Here is a 20,656-nt window from a genome sequence, read left to right as displayed (position 1 = left end):
ACGCCGCGGAAACCCTTGCGGGGCTTGGCTCAGGCCGGCTGGCCGATCTGCGCGGGCGCGCGCATCAGGGTATCGCGCGGCAGTTCGCCGAATACCTTGCGGTAATTGTCGGCGAAGCGCGAAAGGTCCCACAGGCCGCAGCTGAGGGCGATGGCTTTCACCGAACGACGGCTGGAATCTGCCATCGACAGGCTGCGGCAGGCCGCGCACAGGCGCAGCATGGAGAGATAGCGGTTCGGCGAGGTTCCAAACAGGTCTTCGAACGCATAGCGCAGGCCGCGCTCGCTGACGCCGGCGGCATCGCAGATCTCATTCATGTAGATATTGCGGCGCAGGTTGAGCCGCATGAAGTTCTCTGCTCGCTGCGCGATCAGATAATGCGTGCGCCGTGCACGGCTGCAGCCCGGGCGATCCGCCACACCGGCGCCCAGAAGGGCCTGCACATGCTCGTGCAACAGGGTTTCAGTTTCTTCCGGCTGCAGGCCTGCACCCTGCCCCAGCTGCAGATGCAGCTGCTGGTAGTGGCGTGCCAGCGGCGCGGCTTCGCTGGCCAGGTTGAACAGCGACAGTGCCTGGCCAGCGGGAGGCGTGCTGCGCAGGCTCAGTTCGGTCAGCTTGCGCTGCACCCGTGCCACCGGCACCAGCATCAGGGTCATGTGCGTGCCCGGGCTCAGGGTGAACTCACTGATGCCCTCCGGCATGATCGTCAACGCCATGCCCGGCGTGAGCGGTACGCCATGGCACCAGCTCAGCGTCTCATCGGTGGCGTGCAGGTATCCCAGCATCGCCCAGTCCGGTGGCAGCATGAAACGGCCACGGCAATGGAAACCGCAACTGATGCTGCAGAACAGGGCTTCCTCGTGCACGCGCGAAGCGAATGCCGCACGTGGCCCATTGCCATCGAGCAGCAGCAGTTCGACATCACAGACACGAAGCACGCCGCTCAGCGTGGCCAGGTCTATCGACCGCAGGCCGCTGTCGTCGCTGTCTCCTACCCCACCATCGACCATGACAGTGTTGTCCCCCGTTGATCCGCCATGCGATGCGGCCCCCACTGCCTGACAGGGCGCGCATCGATCCATTAACCACTTCCGATGCCGTGCCGGCCGCAACCGCTTCGATGCGACCGACCAGGGAAATGCAATAGCTTGAATGCGAGTATGCCCAATAATCCGCAAAGGTAAACCCGCAGACTTAAATGATAAAAATAGATACACAGGTGAAGAAAATGTCGGAACGAGTGGCACGGTTTTCGCATGCACCAGGAAAGCGAATCACATTATCTACACGACCATGAATCGTTTTGCCTGAGAACGGATTTTCGTCACAGAAGCAATCTTAAATTTTCAGGTTTTCGGAGTTTCTGCCGAATTTGCATATAGGTTCCAGTTGCAGCCAACCGCCATTCAGGCAAAGTCGATATCACGGTGATCCGGCCATCTGATCTGGCCGCACCCAGGGGGACAGCATGACCACGCACGCATCACTGGATGCCTCGACCACCGGCCCCGCGCCGTGCGGTCGCGACCGTGCGGCCAATGTCCCGCCTGGAGACGATCACCCTGCTTGAGCACAGCGGGTCCATCCCGCCGTGCCTCCTCCGCCAGGACGCGCGGAGGCCCACGGACGATCCCGGCGGAGCCGGGCCACCGCCCAACGCAGGTGTACTGCATCCGCAGACAGGTAGAGGGAGACATTGGTCATGAACGCATCGATCCGCAAATTCCTGAAGGAAGAAGACGGCGTCACCGCGCTCGAGTACGGGCTGCTGGCTGCCGTCATCGCCGGCATCCTGATCGCGGTCGGCAACGACCAGATCAAGGGCTTCTTCGAAACGCTGTTCAAGAACCTCTCCGCACTGGCCACCAAGGCGTCGGGCTCGACGACCTAAGCGGCGACCGCGCGCGGCCGGCAGGGCCGCGACGGCGGGGCGCATGGAACCAGGCGAAGACCGTCCAGTGACGGACGATGGAGTGTGCGATGACACTGCTGGGATTGTTGGCCATCGGCATGTGCCTGCGGATCGCGATCAGTGATCTGTATGCCCGTCGGGTGCCCAACGCCTGGCTGATCGCCGCATGCGTGATCGCCACCGTGGTGATCGTCGCCGGCCAGTTCAGCGCGCCGCGCCAGCCGTGGCTACCCCACGTTGCCGGCGCGGCGCTTGGCCTGTTGGCGCTGCTGCCGTTCTATGCCCTGCGCTGGATGGGCGCCGGTGACGTGAAGTTCTTTGCCGTGCTGGGGCTGATGCTGGGCTGGCAGGCGCTGCTGCCGGTCTGGCTGGTCGCCAGCCTCGCCGCCGGGCTGCACGCCGTGCTGGTGCTGGCTGGCCGCCGCCTGGGCGTGTTGCTGCCCGGCCACCTGCAGATGCAGGTGAATCGCACCAACGCGCAGTGGCAAGCGCATCCGGCCCTGCGCGACATGCAGGCCGCCCGCCAGGGACGACGTGGCATTCCCTATGCAGCCTATCTGGCACTCGCCGCCATCGGCTGGGTGCTGGCCAGCATCTACGGAGGTGCACCGTGAACATCCGCAGCCCACGCCTGCAACGCGGCGTCGCCAGCATCGAGTTCGCCCTGATGCTGATGCTCGGCCTGTTGCCGCTGCTGCTGTTCACCTTCTCCGGGGTGATGATCATGGCGGCGCAACAGACCCTGGCCACCGCTTCGGCCGAAGGCGCGCGCGCCTCGCTGCGCTACGGCACGGCCGGCGAGCGGCGCACTGCCGCCTGCGTCGCCGCACGCACGTCGATGCAATGGCTGCTGCAGTTTTCCAAGCAGAACGTGGACTGCAGCGCGGGGGGCAGCAACGCCATCGTGGTGTCGGCACAGGCGCCCTGCGCCGGCCTGGCCACGGCCCAGTGCATGACCGTGACGGTCAGCTATGACTACGCCAGCTATCCCTTCCTGCCCGGCACCGCCACGCTCTACAAATGGGTGATGCAGGCTCCCATCCGCAGCGTCGCGGTCGCTCAGCTCGATCTCGGCAGCGGCAATTGATGATTGGTACATTGGAGACGGTTCCATGCTCAAGTTGACCCGCATCGCTGCCGTCGCCCTGATCGGCCTGGCCGTGCTGCTGGCGCTGATCGCTTTCATGATCGGGCGCAAACCGGCCGCACCGGTCACGGTCGCGCCAATCGCGCACAACGAGGCGCAGGCCATCACGGTGGTGGAAGCCGTGGCACGCCTGCCTGCGGGCGAGCCGATCAGCGCCAACGGCCTGCGCCTGGCCCAGCGCACCTCACCCGTCGCCGGTGCCGCCACCAGCATTGCAGCCGTTGTCGGCAAGGTGCCGGTGCAGGACATCGCCGAAGGCAGCCCGATCAGCAGCAGCGCATTGGCACAGGGCTTCTCGCTGCAGCTGCGGCCGGGCGAGCGCGCACTGGCCGTGCCCGTGGACGAACTGGTCGGTGCCGGCAACCGCATCCTTCCCGGTGACTTCGTCGACGTCTTCCTCAACCTGCGCAATGCCCAGCCCAGCATCAACAGCCCCGCCGAAGCCGCGCAGACGCGCCTGCTGCTGTCGCGCCTGCGCGTGCTGAGCTATGGCCAGCAGGACATCGCGCCGGTCGCCTCAGAGGCCACCTCAAGTAGCGAGGCCGACACCCGCAACGACCCGCGCGCGGCCGACATCACCGGCAGTGGCGGCAGCCACAGCAGCAATGAAGCCCCGCAACCCGCGCGCAGCGCGGTGCTGGCAGTACCCGTGGCCGACGCCAACCGGCTGCTGCTGGGTGCACAGCAGGGCAAGCTGTTCCTGGCGCTGCGCAATCCCGCCGACACCGGCCTGCCGGACCTGGCGCTGTTCCCGCAATCGCGCGGTGTGATCGACCCGCTGCGCGGGCTCGACGCCGAGCAGCAGCTGGCACTGCAGCGCCCGGAGAACCACGCCTTCGCCGGTATCGACGGCGAAGCGCTGGCCGGCCGCGGCAGCGCCCCGCAACGCAGCAACGCGGATGCACCCACGCGCGCGCCGGCGCCCCGTCGCAGCGCCCCGCGCGCGTCGGGTATCGAGATCATCCGTGGCGACAGTTCCGCCCCCCGTGGCTCCCTTTGACCCGCATCGAGCGCATCCATGACCGAACGTCGCCGCCGTCCACGCCTCTCTCCCCGCCAGCGCTGGCTGGCCCTGCTGCTGGTGCTGCTGGCACCGGCAACGAGCGTGGCCGCCGATGACCTGGTGCTGCAGGCCCGTGAGCAGCGTCCCTGGAACCTGCCGGCCGACCTGGAGCGGGTGGCCATCGCCGACCCCGGCGTGGCCGACATCGTGATGCTGCGTGGCCAGCGCCAGGCGCTGCTGGTGGGCAAGATGCCCGGCACCACCACCCTGCTGCTGTGGCACCGCAAGCAGGCCGAGCCGCAACGGGTGACGGTACGGGTGCAGAGCGCCGTACAGGGTGCTGCCAGCACCGGCGGCAATGATCTGGTGTTCACCCAGCAGGACCAGCAGGGCCTGTTGCAGGGAAGCACCGACAGTGTGCTCTCGCACATGCAGGAACAACGCACGGCGGCGATGGCACTGGGCAAGGACGGTGTGCTTGCCGATACGTCCACCATCAGCAGCGGCGGGGTGGTCCAGGTCGAGGTCAAGGTGGTCGAGTTCAACAAGACCGCGATGAAGCAGATCGGCATCAACTTCCAGAACCGCAACGGCGGCTTCGCCTATGGCTTCGCGCGGCCCGGCACCGGGTTGCCGGGCAACACCGGCCTGCTGCCCGGCATGAAGGAAGGCTACAGCAGCAACGAGGCTGTGTCGCCGATCTCCTCTGCGTTCCGGCTGGTGTTCGGCTCGACCAAGGGCCTGTGGAACGCCGACGTCGAACTGCTGCAGAGCAATGGCATGGCCCGCGTGCTGGCCGAGCCGACACTGGTGGCGCTGTCCGGCCAAAGCGCCAGTTTCCTGGCCGGCGGCGAGCTGCCGATCCTGGAACCGCAGGGGCTTGGCACCACCACCATCACCTACAAGCCGTTCGGCATCGGCCTGACCGTGACCCCGACCGTGCTGGCGGCGAACCGCATCGCGCTGAAGGTGGCGCCCGAAGCGAGCGACCTGGACTACAGCAATTCCATCATGCTCAACAACGTGCAGATCCCCTCGATCACCACCCGCCGCGCCGACACCACGGTCGAGCTGGGCGATGGCGAGAGTTTCGTCATCGGCGGCCTGGTCAGCTCCAACATCGTCTCCAACGTCAGCAAGATTCCGCTGCTGGGCGACCTGCCGATCATCGGTTCGTTCTTCCGCAACTTCGATTACAAGCGCCAGGACAAGGAGCTGGTGATCATCGTCACCCCGCGCCTGGTGCAACCCCTGGCGCGCAACACCGAACTGCCGCTGCCCGGCGAGCGCGAAGCCAAGCCGCATCTCCCCGAGTGGGGTTCCTGGCTGCTGGGTCCGGTCAGCCAGGACCCGGTGCCCGGTTTCTCGCGCTGACTCCCTGATGCCTGCGATACCACGCCCATGCCCTACGCCACTGCCCAGCCGCTGCATCCGCAAGGACCCCCGATGAACCTGGTCCTGTATGGCATGGATCGCGAACTGCTGCCCCGGCTGGCCGCCAAGCTGCCGCCGAGCACCGCCCTGCATTGGCAGGACAGCAACGCGCCCACCTCCGCGCAGGACCTGCAACGCGGCCCGCAGAGCCTGGTGCTGCTCGACTTCCGGCCCGAGCATGCGGCTGCCTCAAGCGTGCTGGCACAGCAGCTGCAGCAGACCCAACCCGACCTGCCCCTGGTGGCAGTGGGGGCCACCAGCGCCGGCCAGGTCGAAGGCGTGGTGATCGCACTGCGCGCTGGCCTGCGCGATGTACTGGACCTGGACAGTGACGACGCAGGCATCGAGGCGGCCCTGCGGCGCGCCCTGTCTCCGCGCCCGGCAGCGGTTGCCCAGCACGCGCACAAGGCACGCCTGATCGTGCTGCTGGGCGTGCGCGCCGGCGTCGGCACCAGCACCCTGGCCGCACATCTTTCGGTGCTGGCGCAGCAGGCGCGCGCCCTAGCCCAGGGCGAAGCCCTGCAGCAGGACGGCCTGCTGATGGAGCTGGCGCAACCCTCCGGTGACCTCGCGCTGTACCTCAATCTCGACAGCCGATTCCATTACGAAGACGCGCTGCGCAACGCCAGCCGCATCGATGCCACCCTCGCCCGCACGGCCATGGCGCGCCATGACTCCGGACTGGTGCTGCTGGATCGTGCCAGTGGCGGCGATGCCGTTCCGCCCTCCGATCCTGGCGCGCTGCTGCAACGCCTGCGCGGCGTGTTTGCCAGCGTGCTGTGCGACGCCGGCGGCTGCCCGCTGCGGCAGCTTCCGCCCTTGTTGCTGGACCAGGCTGACGAGATCTGGCTGGTCACCGATGCCTCGATCGCCACGCTGGTCTCGCTGGACCAGGCGCTGAAGCACCTGGCGGGCCAGCGCGAGCGCGAGAAGCGCCTGCAGCTGGTGATCAACCGCCACGATGACAGCAGCGGCATGAGCCCGGAACAGATCGCGCGCCGCTTCGAAGTACCGCTGCTGGCGACGCTGCCCGAACGACCGCGCGTGCGCCTGGCCGCCAGCCAGGGCCACCTGCTGCTGCAGGATGCCCCGCGCGACCCCTATCTGCGTGCCCTCGCCCCGCTCGTGTCGCGCCTGGATCCGGCCGCCTGCCCGGTCCAGCCGCATGGCCTGCGGGAAAGACTCTCCCTTGCCCTGGGTGGATCGCAATGGAAGACAAGGTAACCCCGTTCCCGCATGCCGTTGCCCGCCCGGTGCTGCCCGAAACTACCCCGGGCCACCTGCCGTTCGCGCAGACCGAGCAGTACCAGAAGGTACTGTCGGCCGCGCATGAGCACCTGCTCAACAGCATCGAGGACGAGCGCATCGACATCGATTCCTGGGCCCCGGACACCATCGCCCGCTGGGTGCAGGTGCAGACCGTGGGCTTCATCCAGGAGTGGCGCATCCCGATCAACGAGGAAGAGATGCAGGTGGTCGCCGAGGGCCTGGTCAAGGAGCTCACCGGTTTCGGTCCGCTCGACGACCTGCTCCACGACCCCTCCATCGAAGACATCCTGATCAACGGCTTCAAGGACGTGCACGTTTCGCAGGGCGGCCAGCTCAGGCGCGCCACCCAGCGCTTCACCGATGACACCCACCTGCTGCGCATCCTGCGCCGCATCCTCGCGCCGCTCGGCCGCCGGCTGGATGATTCCAACCCGATGGTCGACGCGCGGCTGCCCAACGGCGGCCGCCTCAACGCGATCATCTCGCCGCTGGCGGTGGACGGACCGATGGTGTCCATCCGCAAGTTCCGCAAGGACCCGTTCACCCCCGACGAGCTGCTCGCCAAGGGCACCTTCGATGCGCCGATGCAGGCCCTGCTGAAGGCGATGGTGCTGGGCCGCTGCAACATCCTGGTCTCCGGCGGCACCAGCTCGGGCAAGACCTCGCTGCTCAATGCCCTGGCCAGCTACGTGCCGGCCAACGAGCGCGTCATCACCGTGGAAGACACTGCCGAGCTTTCGCTGAACCATCCGCACGTGGTGCGCCTGGAGAGCCGGATCGGCGGCGCCGAGGGCCAGGGCGCGGTCAGCATCCGCGACCTGGTGCGCAACAGCCTGCGCATGCGCCCGGACCGCATCGTGGTCGGCGAAGTGCGTGGCGCAGAAGTGCTGGAAATGCTGCAGGCGATGAACACCGGCCACGACGGATCGATGGCCACCATCCACGCCAACACGCCGCGCGACTGCCTGTACCGCATCGAGATGCTGGCCGGCTTTGCTGGCTTCCAGGGCAGCGAGGACAGCCTGCGCCGGCAGATCGCCAGCGCCATCGATTTCATCGTGCAGATCTCGCGGCTGGGCAGCGGGCGCCGGGTGCTGGTCTCGATCACCGAAATCACCGGGGTCAGCGACAACCTGATCACCACCCAGGAGATGTTCCGCCACGAGGTACAGATCGACGGCAGCGGCCGCGAGACCGACCGCTGGATCGGCCTGGGCTTCCATCCGCATTCGCACAAGCTGGAGCCGTTCCGCCAGCAGCTGCGCGAATCACTCTACGGGGACTTCTGAGCATGGGCACCGGCCTGCTGCTGGGCGTGTTGAGCATCATCTCGGTGCTGCTGGCGCTGGCCGTCTGGCTGTGGGGCACCGCCAGCAGCCGCGAGCAGCGCCAGGCTTCGTTGCAGCATGCCGAGCAGCAGCTGGCGCGCGGCAGCGCCGCCAGTGCGGTACCGGCCGGGCCCGCCGTTGCCGCAGCCAACGATTCCGCCCGCCCCGCCAGCAGTGGGAGCCGTGTACTGCCCTGGGACGGCGTGCTGCAGCGCGCCGGCCTGCAGCCGGGCTGGAAGCTGCCACTGATGCTGCTGGTGCCCGGCCTCGTGCTTGCAGTCGTGGCGGCGATGCGGCTGGGCACGGCCTGGATGTTTCCGCTGACCCTGCTGCTGTACCTGCTGGGCTGCTGGCTGTGGGTGATGCGCCGGATCACGAAACTGCGTGCGCAGCTGCTGCACCAGATGCCGGACTTCCTCGACAACCTGGTCCGCCTCACCGCGCTGGGCAACAGCCTGCAGGCCGCGTTCCAGGTGTCTTCGATGCAGACCAGCGCACCACTGCGTGGCCTGCTCGACACCACGGTGCGCTATGCGCGCAGCGGCATGGACCTGGATCGCGCGTTGAGCCTGGCCGCGCAGCCATATCGCATGGACGTGCTGAAGGTGCTGGCGGTGGTGATCGGGGTGAGCGTGCGCATCGGCGGCCGCGCCGACCAGATCCTGCAGCGCATGGGCGACTTCATGCGCGACCTGGAGCAGGCCCAGCAGGAGCTGGCGGCCACCACTTCGGAAACGCGCATGTCGGCCTGGGTGCTGGGGCTGCTGCCACCGGCCAGTGCGGTGCTGATGGCGATCTCCAGCCCGGCGTTCTTCCAGCCGGTGCTGCATGACCCGCTCGGTCACAGGATCCTGCTGATCGCACTGGGCCTGGAACTGCTCGGAGCGTTCCTGCTGTACCGCCTGGCCAAGTCGCTATGACCGCCCGCCGCCGCCACGGAGGTGCCCGATGAGCGCCACTGCCTGGTTCGCTCTCTCACTGCTGGTGTTGGCGGCCGGTGTCGCCCTGCTCGGCATTGCCGGCTGGGTGCGCAGCCATCGCGAGCACCGCACCTCGGCCACGCTGAAGACCGCCCTGCAACCGCGCGACGAAACCCGCGACAGCGAGGCCACCCGCCGCGACTCGCTGGGCTGGCTGGAGCGCTTCGGCCGCTCGCTCAGTGGAGGCCGCCTGGAGGCCGCGCTGCTGGCCAACGAGGACAAGCTGCTGCTGGACCTGGCCGGCTGGAATACGCGCCGGGGCACGGCCATCTACCTGGGCCTGCGCCTGCTGCTTGCGCTGCTGGTGCTGGCCTTGGCGCTGGCGTTCAGCAGCGCGCACGGGCTGGCCAAGGTGATGGTGGTGATCGGTGCGCTGGCAGCCGGGCTGCTGCTGCCCAAGTTCGTGCTGTCGTCGTGGGTCAAGCGCCGGCGCCGCGCGGTCGAGAACGAGCTGCCCCTGCTGATCGACCTGCTGCGCCTGCTGCAGGGCGTGGGCTTCAGCATGGACCAGAGCCTGCAGACGCTGGGCGACAAGCTGCGCGATGCGCTGCCGGTACTGGGCGGCGAACTGCAGGAAGCGAACGTGGCCTACACCCACGGCCGCACCCGCGCGCAGTCACTGCGGCGGTTGAGCGAGGTCTACGCGGATGACGACCTGACCAGCCTGATGCAGCTGATCCTGCAGGTGCATGCACACGGCGGCGCAGTGCAGGAACCGCTGCGCCAGTTCAGCATCCGCCTGCGCGAACAGCGCCGCAACACGTTGAAGGAAAAGGTCGGCAAGCTCTCGGTGAAGATGACCGTGGTGATGATGCTGACCCTGTTGCCGGCACTGATGCTGGTGCTTGCCGGTCCAGCGCTGGTCGCGCTGGCCACCACCATGTCCAAGATGGGATCGCCCTGATGCCTGCCCTGCGCACTTCCTGCCTGCTGCTTGCCACCGCCCTCGCCGCCCTGGCCAGTGGCTGCGCCTCGACCACGCCGAAGTACGTGCGGGCGCCCAGCCTTGCGCCGCCGGAACCCGATCCACAGGACAGCCGCAACGCCTACCTGGAACTGATCGAACGCATGCAGCAGCAGGGCGCCTGGTATGCCTCGCTGGCCCACGTGGAGGCCTTCCGCCAACGCTATGGTGATCGCCCTGCCCTGCGCCTGCTGCAGGCCGACGCACTGCGCGAGATCGGCCAGACCGACGCAGCGGCCACCCTGTATCGCGAGCTGTCCAGCGGGCCGCAGGCCGCCGCTGCCGCGCATGGCCTGGGCCTGATCGCTGCACGCCGCGACGACGATGCAGGCAGCGAACAGGCGCTGGCGCGCGCCACGCAGTTGCAGCCCTTGAACACCGACTACCTTGGCGACCTGGGCTATGCGCGGCTGCGCGCCGGCCAGTTCGACCAGGCGCGCGAGCCGCTGGCCAAGGCCCTGGAGCTTTCGCCAGGCAACGCCAAGGCCACGGCCAATCTCGCACTGTGGGCGGTACTGCGCGGCGATCAGGCCACGGCAGAGCGCCTGTCGGAACAAGCCAACCTCAACGAGGAAACGCGCCGCAGCATCCAGCAGCAGGCCCAGCAGATCCGCACGCGCCTGCAGCAGCGGCAGGCCGCTGCCACCGTCAACGCCCCGGCGCCTGAGCTCACGGCCAGCAGCGAACGCGGCGCCCGTGCATCGGGCAGCACCCGGCTGGCAGCCGAACCACGCCGCGAAGCACGTGACGAGCGCGATCCGCAGCGCCTGCCACCGTCGATGCTGGAACGCTTCAGCACCACCGATCACCCGACCGGAAGCACCCCATGACCGCGATGCGCCTGACCCGACGCCTGTTGCCCGTGCTGTCCTGCCTGCTTGCTGCCGGTGCCGTGCAGGCACAGCAACAGCCATTGACCGGACAGATGCTCGGTGGCCCCTTGCCGTCGGCACCGGCCGCAGCGCCGATGCAGGCCGAGCCGCTTCCCACCGTGGAGCTGTCCTCACCCGCCGCATCCGCAGCGGTGGCTGCGGCACCGCCGGCAATCCCCGCAACCGACGTTGCACCACCGGCAACACCGCGTGCGCGCCTGCAGAGCGGCGAGGCCACCCGCAACCTGTTCCGCATGCAGGCGTCGGGGCAGCAGGCCGGCCAGCGCCTGCCGATCCTGGGTGACCAGGCCACGCTGAGCTATGCGCGTTACCTGAAGAGCTTTGAACACGAGATCCCGGACTTCTTTGAGACCGATGTTGCCCGGTCCAAGGACGCCTCTTCCTCCGGACGCTGAGGTCGGCCATGAAACGCCCACGCCAGTTCAGTTTCAGTCGCCCACGCGGCGGCATGTCGGTCACGATGATGCTGGTCATGCTGGCGCTGCTGGCCATGCTGGGCCTGATCGAGATCGGCTATCTGTTCTGGGCCAAGCGTGATGCGCAGAAGGTAGCCGACCTGGCCGCACTGGCCGGCGCACAGCGGCTGGAGCTGTGCAGCGCGGACAACAGCGACAACAGCGCAGCCCGGCAAAACGCGCTGGCCCAGAACAGGTTCGCAGGCACCCTGCAGATCCGCTGCGGCAACTGGAGTGCCAGCCGCGGCACCAGCAACCGTTTCGTCACCAGCGTTGATGCCAGCAACCCGCGCAATGCCGTGCAGGTGATCGCCGAGCGCAGCGTGCTGCCCTTCTTCGGCCAGAACACCAGCCTGCCGACCGTCAGCGTGCAGGCGGTAGCCCGCCGCTCGGAGCCCACGGCGGTGTTCGCAGTGGGCTCGCAGCTGCTGCGTACCAATGGCAATTCCGTACTGCTGTCGACCCTGCGCCTGGTCGGCCTGGACGTCACCAATGCCACGGTGCTGTCCTATGACGGCCTGGCGCAGGCCAACGTCACGCCATCCGGCCTGCTGAAGGCACTCAACATCCCGGTGAGCGCCAACCTCAGCGTGGCCGACTTCAACCGCCTGCTGTCGGTCAACAAGATCTCGCTGGCGCAGCTGGTCGATGCCACCGCCACCGTCGTCGGCCGTGACTCGACGGTGGGCGTGCAGCTGCGCGCCCTGTCCGACCTGGTCGCCACCCAGCTGGACATCAACAAGCTCAACATCGTGCTCGGCAGCCAGGCCGGCGGCGGTGGCCTGTTCGCGGAAGTTGTCTCACCCGACGGCACCGTCGGCAGCGCGCTGGAATCGAAGATCAACGTGCTCAACCTGATCAACACCGCCATCTCCATCGCCAACGATGGCAACGGCGTGACGATCAAGGGACTGGACCTGCTGGGCATCAACATCCAGGGCGGCGTGGTCGAACCGCCATCGATCGCCATCGGCGGCGTCGGCACCCGTGCCTACAATGCGCAGGTTCGGCTGATGGTGGACGTGGACAGCAACAACCTGTTCGCGCTGGGGCCGCTGCTGAACCTGCTCGGCACGCGCCTGCACCTGCCGCTGCACGTCGACGTGGCCAACGGCATGGGCACGCTGACCGGCATCCAGTGCGGCGCCAGCCCACCCAAGGCCACCATCCAGGTCGATTCATCGGTGCTGCGTGCCTGCGTCGGCAATGTCGACCCCGCGCAGCGTTTCTCCAAGGCCAATGTCTGCGACGCCACGCTGCAGAACGAGCAGCTGTTGAAGCTGCTGGGCCAGCCGCTGGTCAATGACAAGATCACCCTCCCCGCGCTGACCAGCACGCAGAACCTGACCCTGGCTGCCGGCGAGACCGGCTCGACCCGGATCAATCCGCTCGCGATCGGTGACGCGGTGTCGAGCCTGGTCAACGAACTGCTGCGGGTGCTGTCGGGCATGCTCAGCTCGCCCAAGCAGGGCATGAGCGCCAACGACACGGCCAAGGCGCTGGCCGACCGCTACCTGCAGGCGGCCTTCCCCACTGGCGGGCGCTACAACGTCGACCAGGTCATCCCGCTGCTGCGCGATGGCGACCCGGCACGCAATCTCGCGCCGCTGGGCAACTGGACGGTGAAGAATGGCGTCCCCAAGCCTTGCCTGCTGGGCCTGACCACCTGCTGGGAAGACGGCTCGGTGTGGACCGGCTACAAGACCACCGTCACCGGCCAGGGCCTGGGCCTGCTCGATGGCCTGCTCGGCTCGCTGGTCGGCGGCCTGCTGATCAACCGCTGCGACAGCCTGCTCGGCAACCTGATCGACTACAACGGCTGCGTGCGCAACAACCTGGCGTCGTACATCCAGACCGCGCCGGCGGGTTTCCTCGATGGTGCCGGTGGCAGCGGCGTCACCAACCCCGACGGCAGCGTCAGCTGCAGCGGCCTGCTGTGCACCCTGCTGAAGCCGATCCTGGCCGCACTGCGGCCGGTGCTCAACAGTGTCGGCACCCTGCTGACCAACCTGCTGGCCAGCGTGCTGGGCCTGGAGCTGGGCCGGACCGACGTCAACGTGCAGTCGATCCAGTGCAGCGCCGCACAGCTGGTCTATTGAAATCGAGCCGTGACGGGCGCCCTTGGCGGCGCCCGCGCGCATGCTAGACTCCCGGCGGGGAACCACCTTCATCTCAACCCACACTCATCCGTGGATGGTCTAGACATGCGAGAAACTTCAGGGGGCGCGGTCTTCGCCCGGCACGCGCGCAGCGCGGCAGTGCTGGCCGTGGCCATGATGCTGGTGGCACCGGCGGCGATGGCCGCACGTGGCGACCGTGAGCCTGCAGCCGAACCGGCGCGCAGCGCGCCGGTGGTGCGCAATACCGTGGACGAACTCAAGCAGTTGATGGATTCGCGCCAGCTGACCGAGCTGCGCACCACCTACAACGGCAACTACGGCGCCAGCCTGCTGTTCAATGCCAACACCCTGACCTACTACGTCGCCCTGTTCCAGGAGAAGAACTTCTGGCGGGTGATCAAGACCGATGCGGTGGACAACGCCGAACGTGTCTACCGCACCTTCGCGCAGCAGTCCGAGCAGCTGGCCCAGGTCTACATCGACACCACCCGCCTGGAAGCCGGCAAGCGCTACACCGAGCGCCTGGTGGCCTACAACGAAGAACGCCTGCGCACCCTGCAGCAGGAAATGGAGCAGCAGCAGGCGCAGTCGGCGCAGGTCAGCGCCGCCCTGCAGCAGGCCCAGCAGCAGGCAGTCAGCCTCAGCACCGATGTGCAGAGCACCAACAGCCAGCTGGATGCCCTGCAGCGCCGCATCCAGATCCTGCAGGCCGAACAGGGCAACCCGGAGTTGAGCCTGCCCAAGCCGGACAGCGTGCCCGCCCCGGCCGCCGCCAGCGACGGTCGCTGAAACCTGCACTTACGCTACTTCACGCAACGGCGCCCCAGGGCGCCGTTGTCGTTTTCGGCACTTCAGCAACTCACTTCACTGGCAGGCGCCGTAGACCGCGTCATCCAGCTGCCGGCGCTGCACGAAATCCAGCCGTCGGCGCTTGAGCAACTCCCGCTCGCGCTGCCGGCGCGCACGCTCGCAGGCCGCCGCATCCGTGCTGATCGTGATCAACGCGCCCTGCGCCCGGGTGGCACGCCGCGAGCGACGTGACGGCTTCGGTTGCGCGACTGCGGGAACCACCGCACCGCGGGACAATGACTGCTCCGCCGGGACCTCCCAGCGCCACGCCGCACGGCCCTGGCAGGGTGTCTGCTGGTAGACCGGATGCGGTCCATCCACGCATTTGTAGACGTTGGTCTGCGCCGGCGCGGCTATCGGCAACAGCAGGCACACCATCAGGGACCATCGCGTGGCGGGCATCCGGGCTTTCCACAGGCAGGCTGCGGACATCCTCGGCGCGCGACTCCGGTCCCGCCAGAGCGGTATGCGTCACATCCTTTGCAATCCAGCACAGCGGTGCAAGTCCATCGCCGGCACCTGCGCTGTACTGCCGGAGGCACCGGCAGCCTGCCGATGCCTTCCCTCCCTTCCGCCAAGGAACCTGCAATGAGCAACTTCGTCACCGTCGCCGACGGCGCCCGCATCTTCTACAAGGATTGGGGCAACGGCCAGCCGATCGTGTTCGCCCACGGCTGGCCGCTGTCCTCCGATGCCTGGGACCCGCAGATGCTGTTCATGGGCCAGAACGGCTTCCGCGTGATCGCCCACGACCGCCGCAGCCACGGCCGGTCCAGCCAGACCTGGGACGGCAACAACATGGACACCTACGCCGACGACCTGGCTGCAGTGATCGAGGCGCTGGACCTGAAGGACGCGATCCTGGTCGGCCATTCCACCGGCGGCGGCGAAGTGGCCCACTACATCGGCCGCCACGGCAGCACGCGCGTGGCCAAGGTGGTGCTGGTCGGCGCCGTGCCGCCGCTGATGCTGAAGACCGCTGCCAACCCGGCCGGTACCCCGCTGGAGGTCTTCGACGGCATCCGCAAGGGCACCGGCGGCGACCGCTCGCAGTTCTTCAAGGACCTGACCACCCCGTTCTTCGGCGCCAACCGCGATGGCAACACCGTCACCCAGGGCATGCGTGATTCGTTCTGGCTGCAGGGCATGCTCGGTGGCGTCAAGGGCCAGTACGACTGCGTGCATGAATTCTCGGAAGTGGACTACACCGAAGACCTGAAGAAGATCGACGTGCCGGCACTGGTCGTGCACGGCGACGACGACCAGATCGTTCCGTTCGATGCCTCGGCCAAGCTGTCCTCGCAGATCATCAAGGATGCCGAACTGAAGGTATACCCCGGTGCCCCGCACGGCCTGACCGTCACCCACGCCGAGCAGTTCAACGCCGACCTGCTCGCATTCGCACGCAGGTGATGTGCTGCGGCGGCGCCACCCAGCGCCGCCGCACAAAAAGGGGACGGAGGGGATTAAGTCGTTTGTGCACAAACGACTTAATCCCCTCCGTCCCCTTTTTTGGGTCAGATATCGCTGTGGTGGTGTGGCACGCCGGTCTTCGGCAGCGGGTCGTGCCCGCCTACGAAGTGACGCACCACCGGTGCACGTTCGCCGCGATGCAGACCGCGCAGCACTTCCTGGATCGCCTTGTCGTCGGCGGTGATGCGTTCGTGCTGGCGCAGGTGCTCCAGCCACGACGGGGTCACGAAATACTCCAGGTGGATGCCCGGGGTGGCCACATCCTCGACCACGCCCCAGACCACGGCGCCATCGCGGCGACGGATCGTGCCCAGTGCGCGCATCTGTGCCTGGAACGCGGCACGATCAGCGTCATCGATGCGGTACTCGATGGTCACCAGCACCGGGCCGCGATCGTTGGATACCGGTACCGACAGTTCGGGGGCCGGCCAATGCCCCGCCGGGCGCAGGTTCAGGTCTTCGGTACCAGCGATGCGCACGCGCCACACCAGCAATCCGCCGATCACCGCACCCGCGGCAGCCACCAGCAAGGCCAGTTCCGGCGAGGTGCGCTGTGCCAGCGCGCCCCAGCTCAGCCCGCCGGCAGCCATGCCGGCAGAGAACACCATGATGTACAACGCCAATGCACGCGCACGCACCCACGCCGGCACCGCGGTCTGCGCGGCGATCTGCAGCGACGACAGCACGGTGATCCAGGCAAAGCCATTGATCAGCATCACCAGCGGCAGCACGTACCAGCTGCGGGTCAGCGCCAGGCCGACCAGGCTCAGGGCCAGCGACAGGGTGGCCAGCAGCACCAGCAGGTCACGATCCATCTGTGCGCGCAGCTTCGGCAGCAGCAACGCACCACCCACCGCACCGATGCCGATGCAGCCGAGCAGCATGCCGTACTGCCCCGCCCCGCCATGCATCTGCCCGCGTACCACCACCGGCAGCAGTGCATTCATCGCTGCGGCAAAGAAGAAGAAGCCGACCGACTTGATCAACACTGCCTGCAACCGCCCGGCGCGGCTCGCATAACGCAGGCCCGCCTTCAGGCCAGCACCGAACCCTTCCGGCGGCAGGCTGGACTGCTTCGGGTCGCGCTTCCAGCCCCACACCACGAACAGCATCGCGGCGAAAGTGATGGCGTTGAAGCCGAACGCCCAGACCGCGCCCAGCTGGGCGACGATCACGCCGCCGATGGCCGGGCCGATCGAGCGTGCGATGTTGATGCCGATCGAGTTCAGCGCCACCGCCGAAGCCAGCATCGGCTGCGGCACCAGTTCGGACACGATCGCGGCCTGCGCTGGCATCGCCATCGCCGCCCCGCAGCCCATGCAGAAGGTCAGCAGCACCAGCAGTTGGGGGGTCAGCATGTCCATCGCGGTCAGTGCCGCCATCACCGCCGCGACCAGCAGCATCCAGCCCTGGGTGGCCAGCAGGTACCTGCGGCGATCGACGATGTCGGCCAGGGTTCCGGCGGCCAGTGCCAGCAGCACGATCGGCACGGTGGTGGCCGACTGCACCAGGGCCACCATCAACGGTGAGCCGGTACGCTCGGCCATCACCCAGGCAGCGGCCACGTCATTGACCCAGGTGCCGATGTTGCTGGCCAGGATCGCCAGCCAGATCGAGCGGAACATCTGGACCTTCAGCGGGGACCAGGCGCCTGCGGCCTGTGCGGGGGGTTGCGACGCGGTTGCGTTCACCATTGCCATGCTCCAACGATCGAGGCGAACAACGTGTCCTGGCCACCGGCCTGCCTCAGTGCAGGCCCGGCATCGACCCAGGCCAGCTGCAGCTGCCATTGCCAGTGTTCGCTGGCCTGCCAGCGGGTTTCGGATTTGTACTGAGTACCGATGCGGCGCGCGCCGCCGGCGCTGCCCGGCAACGCCACCAGCGGTGCGGGCGTGGTGTAGACCGCATCCGCGCGACGATGCTTCCAGGCCATCTGTACGCCCAGTTCCGTCGTCACCGCGTCGTGCAGGCGCAGGGTCAGGGTCGGCTGGACGTCCATCAGGTTGGCCGGGGCCAGCAGGCTGGCCTCGCTGAAATAGGCCGACTTCGGGAACAGGGCGTTGAAGGTTCCCATGCGGCCATCCTGCAGATTTCCATCGCCACTGGCGATGTCCGCCTTCAGCCCCAGCCGCGGCTGCAGCGGCAGGTTCGTCCAGCGCCAGCCCGTATCGGTAGCCAGCGTCCAGGCGCGGATATCGAGCGTGCCGGCGGTCGTCCGCAGTTCACCGCCCTGCGCCACCAGCTCGCTGTTCCAGTCCAGTGCACCGGCCTGGCCGAACCAGCGCGTGCCCAGGGTCTGCCGACGTTCGGCACCGCTGCCTGCGGCGAAGCGCGCGCCGTCGCGGCGGTAGTCCAGCAGGTACAGATCCCACTGTCCCGCGCCCTGTCCACGCGCCGTGGTGGCATAGGCACCCCACAGATGGGCGCCGTGTTCGCCGCGATCATCGAAGGCGCCCGGCCGGTTCTCCACCGGACGCAGCGCCATCAGATCAAGCGTGCCCAGGCGACCTTTCCAGCCTGCACGTGCACCGTCGAACGCCAGGCGGATGTTCGGTCCATCGCGCACCGACAGCAGCCGTGAGCTGCCGTAGCCGGCTTCCTGCCGGCCCAGCTGCAGATGAAGGCCACCGTGCTGCCAGCGCCAGTACGCCTGCTGCACATCAAGCGCGCTGCGGTCGGTGCGGCCCGGGCCGCCGGCTTTGCCATTCTCAGCATGCACGCCCAGCTGCAGCTTTGCCTGCCAGGTCTCTTCCACATAGGTGGCCGAGGCCAGCGCGCGCAGCAGGCCATAGCCATCCTCGCCACCGCCAACGCCGAACCGGCTCGGGTCGTAGTACAGGCCACGCACGCGCAGCGACGCGTCCCATTGCAGTTCGCCGTCGCCCGCGTCACTGCAGTGACCGCCGTCGCAGGCCAGCGCCAGCGAGGGCACGGCCAGCAGCGCCAGGCTCAGAACGCGAAACACGAGCATCCCATCGCGCCCCAGAACGCGGTCAGGTCGTCGGTGGGTGCAGCATGCCGGGCCGCATGGCCGTGCGCGCCGTGGGTGCTGCAGGCCACACCGTGATGGTGGTGATGCGCGGCGGCCAACCCGGTGGCGGTACCGCCGACATGGTAGCCACCAAACCTGTTGACCGGCGACCAGTTGGGCATCGCCGGCGGCAGCTGTGGCGCAAGCCCTGCATAGTCGGCGTCGGCATGCACGATGCGGCCGCCAACCACGGTCAACACGCTGGTGATGTCGGCGATCTGCGCATCATCCACGCGGAAGAAGTCGGCCGAAAGCAGGATGAAGTCGGCGAGCTGGCCGGCCTTCAGCGTGCCCTTCACCGCTTCGTCGCCGGAGAACCAGGCGCTGCCCTGGGTCCACAGGCGCAGCGCCTGCTCACGTTCGAGCAGGTTCTCATCGCCATACAGGGCCAGCCCGCCCACGGTGCGTCCGGTCACCAGCCAGGACAACGCCACCCACGGGTTGTAGCTGGCCACGCGGGTGGCATCGGTGCCGGCACCGACCGGCACGCCTTCGGCCAGCATGCGCTTGACCGGCGGCGTGTGCCGCGCCGCCTGCACGCCATAGCGCTCGACGAAGGCCTCGCCCTGGTAGGCCATGCGGTGCTGCACGGCGATACCGCCACCCAGCGCACGGATGCGTTCGATGTTGCGCGGGGTGATGGTCTCGGCGTGGTCGATGAACCAGTGCAGGCCATCGAACGGCACCTCGCGGTTGACCTGTTCGTACACATCCAGGATGCGGGTGATGCTCTCGTCGTAGGTGGCGTGTATGCGGAACGGCCAGCGCTTCTCGACCAGCAGCTTCACCACGTCATGCAGTTCGGGCTCCAGCTCCGGCGGCAGTTCCGGGCGGGGCTCGTTGAACAGTTCGAAGTCGGCCGCCGAGAACACCAGCATCTCGCCGGCACCGTTGTGGCGCAGCAGGTCATCGCCCTGGCGCGGCTGCAGGATCTCACTCCAGCCACGGAAGTCATCCACTTCCTTGCCCTTGTTCTGGGTGAACAGGTTGTAGGCGATGCGCACCGTCAGCTGGTCATCGCGATGCAGCTGCTCGATGACCTGGTAGTCCTCGGGGTAGTTCTGGAAGCCACCGCCGGCGTCGATCACCGAGGTGATGCCAAGCCGGTTCAGCTCGCGCATGAAGTGGCGCGTCGAGTTGGCCTGGTATTCGATCGGCAAGCGCGGGCCCTTGGCCAGCGTGGCGTACAGGATCAGCGCATTGGGCTTGGCCAGCAGCAGCCCGGTCGGGTTGCCCAGCGAATCGCGCACGATCTGCCCGCCCGGCGGATCCGGCGTGTCCTTGGTGTAGCCACAGGCGCGCAACGCCGCACGATTGAGCAGCGCCCGGTCGTACAGGTGCAGCAGGAACACCGGCGTGTCCGGCGCGATGTCGTTGAGCTCCTGCAGCGTCGGCAGGCGCTTCTCGTTGAACTGCGCGGCGGTGAAGCCACCGACCACGCGCACCCACTGCGGCGCCGGGGTGCGGTCGACCTGCGCCTTGAGCATCGCCATCGCATCGGCCAGCGAACGCAGGCCGTCCCAGCGCAGCTCCAGGTTGTAATTCAGGCCGCCACGGATCAGATGGGTATGGCTGTCGTTGAGCCCGGGCAGCAGGCGCCGGCCCTGCGCGTCGATCAGGGTCGCTTCGTTGCCCCAGCCGCGCATGATCTCCTCGTCGCTGCCGACGGCAACGATGCGCCCGTCCTGCACGGCCAGCGCCTGTGCATGCGGCTGCTGTGGGTCGAGGGTGGTGATGCGGGCATTGCGGATGACCAGCGTGCTCATGCGACGCTCCTTGGAAGTGGAATCGAGTGCGG

General features: G+C 67.8%; 19 protein-coding genes. 14 read left to right on the top strand and 5 right to left on the bottom strand.

Features of this window, described 5'->3' with window-relative positions; genetic code table 11:
- Positions 1-29 precede the first annotated feature (29 nt).
- Positions 30-1,010 (bottom strand): AraC family transcriptional regulator, encoded by a 981-nt coding sequence (locus tag ACXI0D_RS16965; RefSeq protein ID WP_101765650.1) that lies wholly within the window; start codon positions 1,008-1,010, stop codon positions 30-32.
- Positions 1,011-1,702: 692 nt separating this feature from the next.
- Here ACXI0D_RS16965 and ACXI0D_RS16960 point away from each other — a divergent pair.
- From ACXI0D_RS16960 to ACXI0D_RS16900, 13 genes are all read left to right on the top strand, one after another.
- The gene (locus tag ACXI0D_RS16960; RefSeq protein ID WP_014037517.1) at positions 1,703-1,891 is read left to right on the top strand and encodes a Flp family type IVb pilin; all 189 of its coding nucleotides are present in this window, start codon (positions 1,703-1,705) and stop codon (positions 1,889-1,891) included.
- An 89-nt stretch (positions 1,892-1,980) separates the two neighbouring features.
- On the top strand, positions 1,981-2,526 hold the full coding sequence (locus ACXI0D_RS16955) for an A24 family peptidase (RefSeq protein WP_101765651.1): 546 nt from the start codon (positions 1,981-1,983) through the stop codon (positions 2,524-2,526).
- On the top strand, positions 2,523-2,999 hold the full coding sequence (locus ACXI0D_RS16950; protein ID WP_075677890.1) for a TadE/TadG family type IV pilus assembly protein: 477 nt from the start codon (positions 2,523-2,525) through the stop codon (positions 2,997-2,999). Before ACXI0D_RS16955 ends, ACXI0D_RS16950 begins: the two co-directional genes overlap by 4 nt.
- Positions 3,000-3,024: 25 nt before the next feature.
- Positions 3,025-4,059 (top strand): Flp pilus assembly protein CpaB, encoded by a 1,035-nt coding sequence (cpaB, locus tag ACXI0D_RS16945; RefSeq protein ID WP_101765652.1) that lies wholly within the window; start codon positions 3,025-3,027, stop codon positions 4,057-4,059.
- Between the two features lie 18 nt (positions 4,060-4,077).
- The gene (locus ACXI0D_RS16940; RefSeq protein ID WP_479642834.1) at positions 4,078-5,436 is read left to right on the top strand and encodes a type II and III secretion system protein family protein; all 1,359 of its coding nucleotides are present in this window, start codon (positions 4,078-4,080) and stop codon (positions 5,434-5,436) included.
- Between the two features lie 27 nt (positions 5,437-5,463).
- Positions 5,464-6,720, top strand: coding sequence for a CpaE/TadZ family protein (locus ACXI0D_RS16935; protein WP_049443370.1), 1,257 nt, complete (start codon positions 5,464-5,466; stop codon positions 6,718-6,720).
- Positions 6,705-8,054: a TadA family conjugal transfer-associated ATPase gene (locus ACXI0D_RS16930; protein WP_101765655.1), complete on the top strand. Its 1,350-nt coding sequence runs from the start codon at positions 6,705-6,707 to the stop codon at positions 8,052-8,054. Before ACXI0D_RS16935 ends, ACXI0D_RS16930 begins: the two co-directional genes overlap by 16 nt.
- 2 nt (positions 8,055-8,056) lie before the next feature.
- Complete coding sequence (locus ACXI0D_RS16925; RefSeq protein WP_101765656.1) at positions 8,057-9,013, top strand: type II secretion system F family protein; 957 nt, start codon at positions 8,057-8,059, stop codon at positions 9,011-9,013.
- A gap of 28 nt (positions 9,014-9,041) precedes the next feature.
- Entirely contained in the window at positions 9,042-9,977 is a 936-nt protein-coding gene (locus ACXI0D_RS16920) for a type II secretion system F family protein (RefSeq protein WP_101765657.1), read from the top strand.
- On the top strand, positions 9,977-10,867 hold the full coding sequence (locus ACXI0D_RS16915; RefSeq protein ID WP_119006414.1) for a tetratricopeptide repeat protein: 891 nt from the start codon (positions 9,977-9,979) through the stop codon (positions 10,865-10,867). Before ACXI0D_RS16920 ends, ACXI0D_RS16915 begins: the two co-directional genes overlap by 1 nt.
- The gene (locus ACXI0D_RS16910; protein ID WP_101765659.1) at positions 10,864-11,325 is read left to right on the top strand and encodes a DUF3613 domain-containing protein; all 462 of its coding nucleotides are present in this window, start codon (positions 10,864-10,866) and stop codon (positions 11,323-11,325) included. The genes ACXI0D_RS16915 and ACXI0D_RS16910 overlap by 4 nt, the downstream gene beginning before the upstream one ends.
- An 8-nt stretch (positions 11,326-11,333) precedes the next feature.
- Entirely contained in the window at positions 11,334-13,484 is a 2,151-nt protein-coding gene (locus ACXI0D_RS16905; RefSeq protein ID WP_479642833.1) for a TadG family pilus assembly protein, read from the top strand.
- Between the two features lie 105 nt (positions 13,485-13,589).
- On the top strand, positions 13,590-14,294 hold the full coding sequence (locus ACXI0D_RS16900) for a DUF2968 domain-containing protein (RefSeq protein WP_049443363.1): 705 nt from the start codon (positions 13,590-13,592) through the stop codon (positions 14,292-14,294).
- A 75-nt stretch (positions 14,295-14,369) separates the two neighbouring features.
- On the opposite strand, the gene ACXI0D_RS16895 is transcribed toward ACXI0D_RS16900, so the two are convergent.
- Positions 14,370-14,756, bottom strand: coding sequence for a hypothetical protein (locus ACXI0D_RS16895; RefSeq protein ID WP_119006416.1), 387 nt, complete (start codon positions 14,754-14,756; stop codon positions 14,370-14,372).
- 186 nt (positions 14,757-14,942) lie between these two features.
- Between ACXI0D_RS16895 and ACXI0D_RS16890 the strand changes: the two genes are divergently transcribed.
- Positions 14,943-15,767, top strand: coding sequence for an alpha/beta fold hydrolase (locus ACXI0D_RS16890; protein WP_119006417.1), 825 nt, complete (start codon positions 14,943-14,945; stop codon positions 15,765-15,767).
- A 104-nt stretch (positions 15,768-15,871) separates the two neighbouring features.
- Here ACXI0D_RS16890 and ACXI0D_RS16885 read toward each other — a convergent pair whose 3' ends face one another.
- Genes ACXI0D_RS16885 through ACXI0D_RS16875 form a run of 3 tightly spaced genes read right to left on the bottom strand, consistent with a single transcriptional unit; the run spans position 15,872 to position 20,624 of the window.
- Positions 15,872-17,521, bottom strand: coding sequence for an MFS transporter (locus tag ACXI0D_RS16885; protein WP_479642832.1), 1,650 nt, complete (start codon positions 17,519-17,521; stop codon positions 15,872-15,874).
- Entirely contained in the window at positions 17,515-18,798 is a 1,284-nt protein-coding gene (locus ACXI0D_RS16880) for an alginate export family protein (RefSeq protein WP_479642831.1), read from the bottom strand. The genes ACXI0D_RS16885 and ACXI0D_RS16880 overlap by 7 nt, the downstream gene beginning before the upstream one ends.
- A complete protein-coding gene (locus tag ACXI0D_RS16875; RefSeq protein WP_192840508.1) occupies positions 18,777-20,624 on the bottom strand; it encodes an amidohydrolase in 1,848 nt (615 codons plus the stop codon). Before ACXI0D_RS16875 ends, ACXI0D_RS16880 begins: the two co-directional genes overlap by 22 nt.
- Positions 20,625-20,656: the final 32 nt, after the last annotated feature.

The sequence above is a fragment of the Stenotrophomonas sp. C9D9 genome (assembly GCF_056491205.1).
The sequence above is the reverse complement of the archived record's forward strand: the minus strand, read 5'-3'. Positions and strand labels throughout refer to the sequence as shown.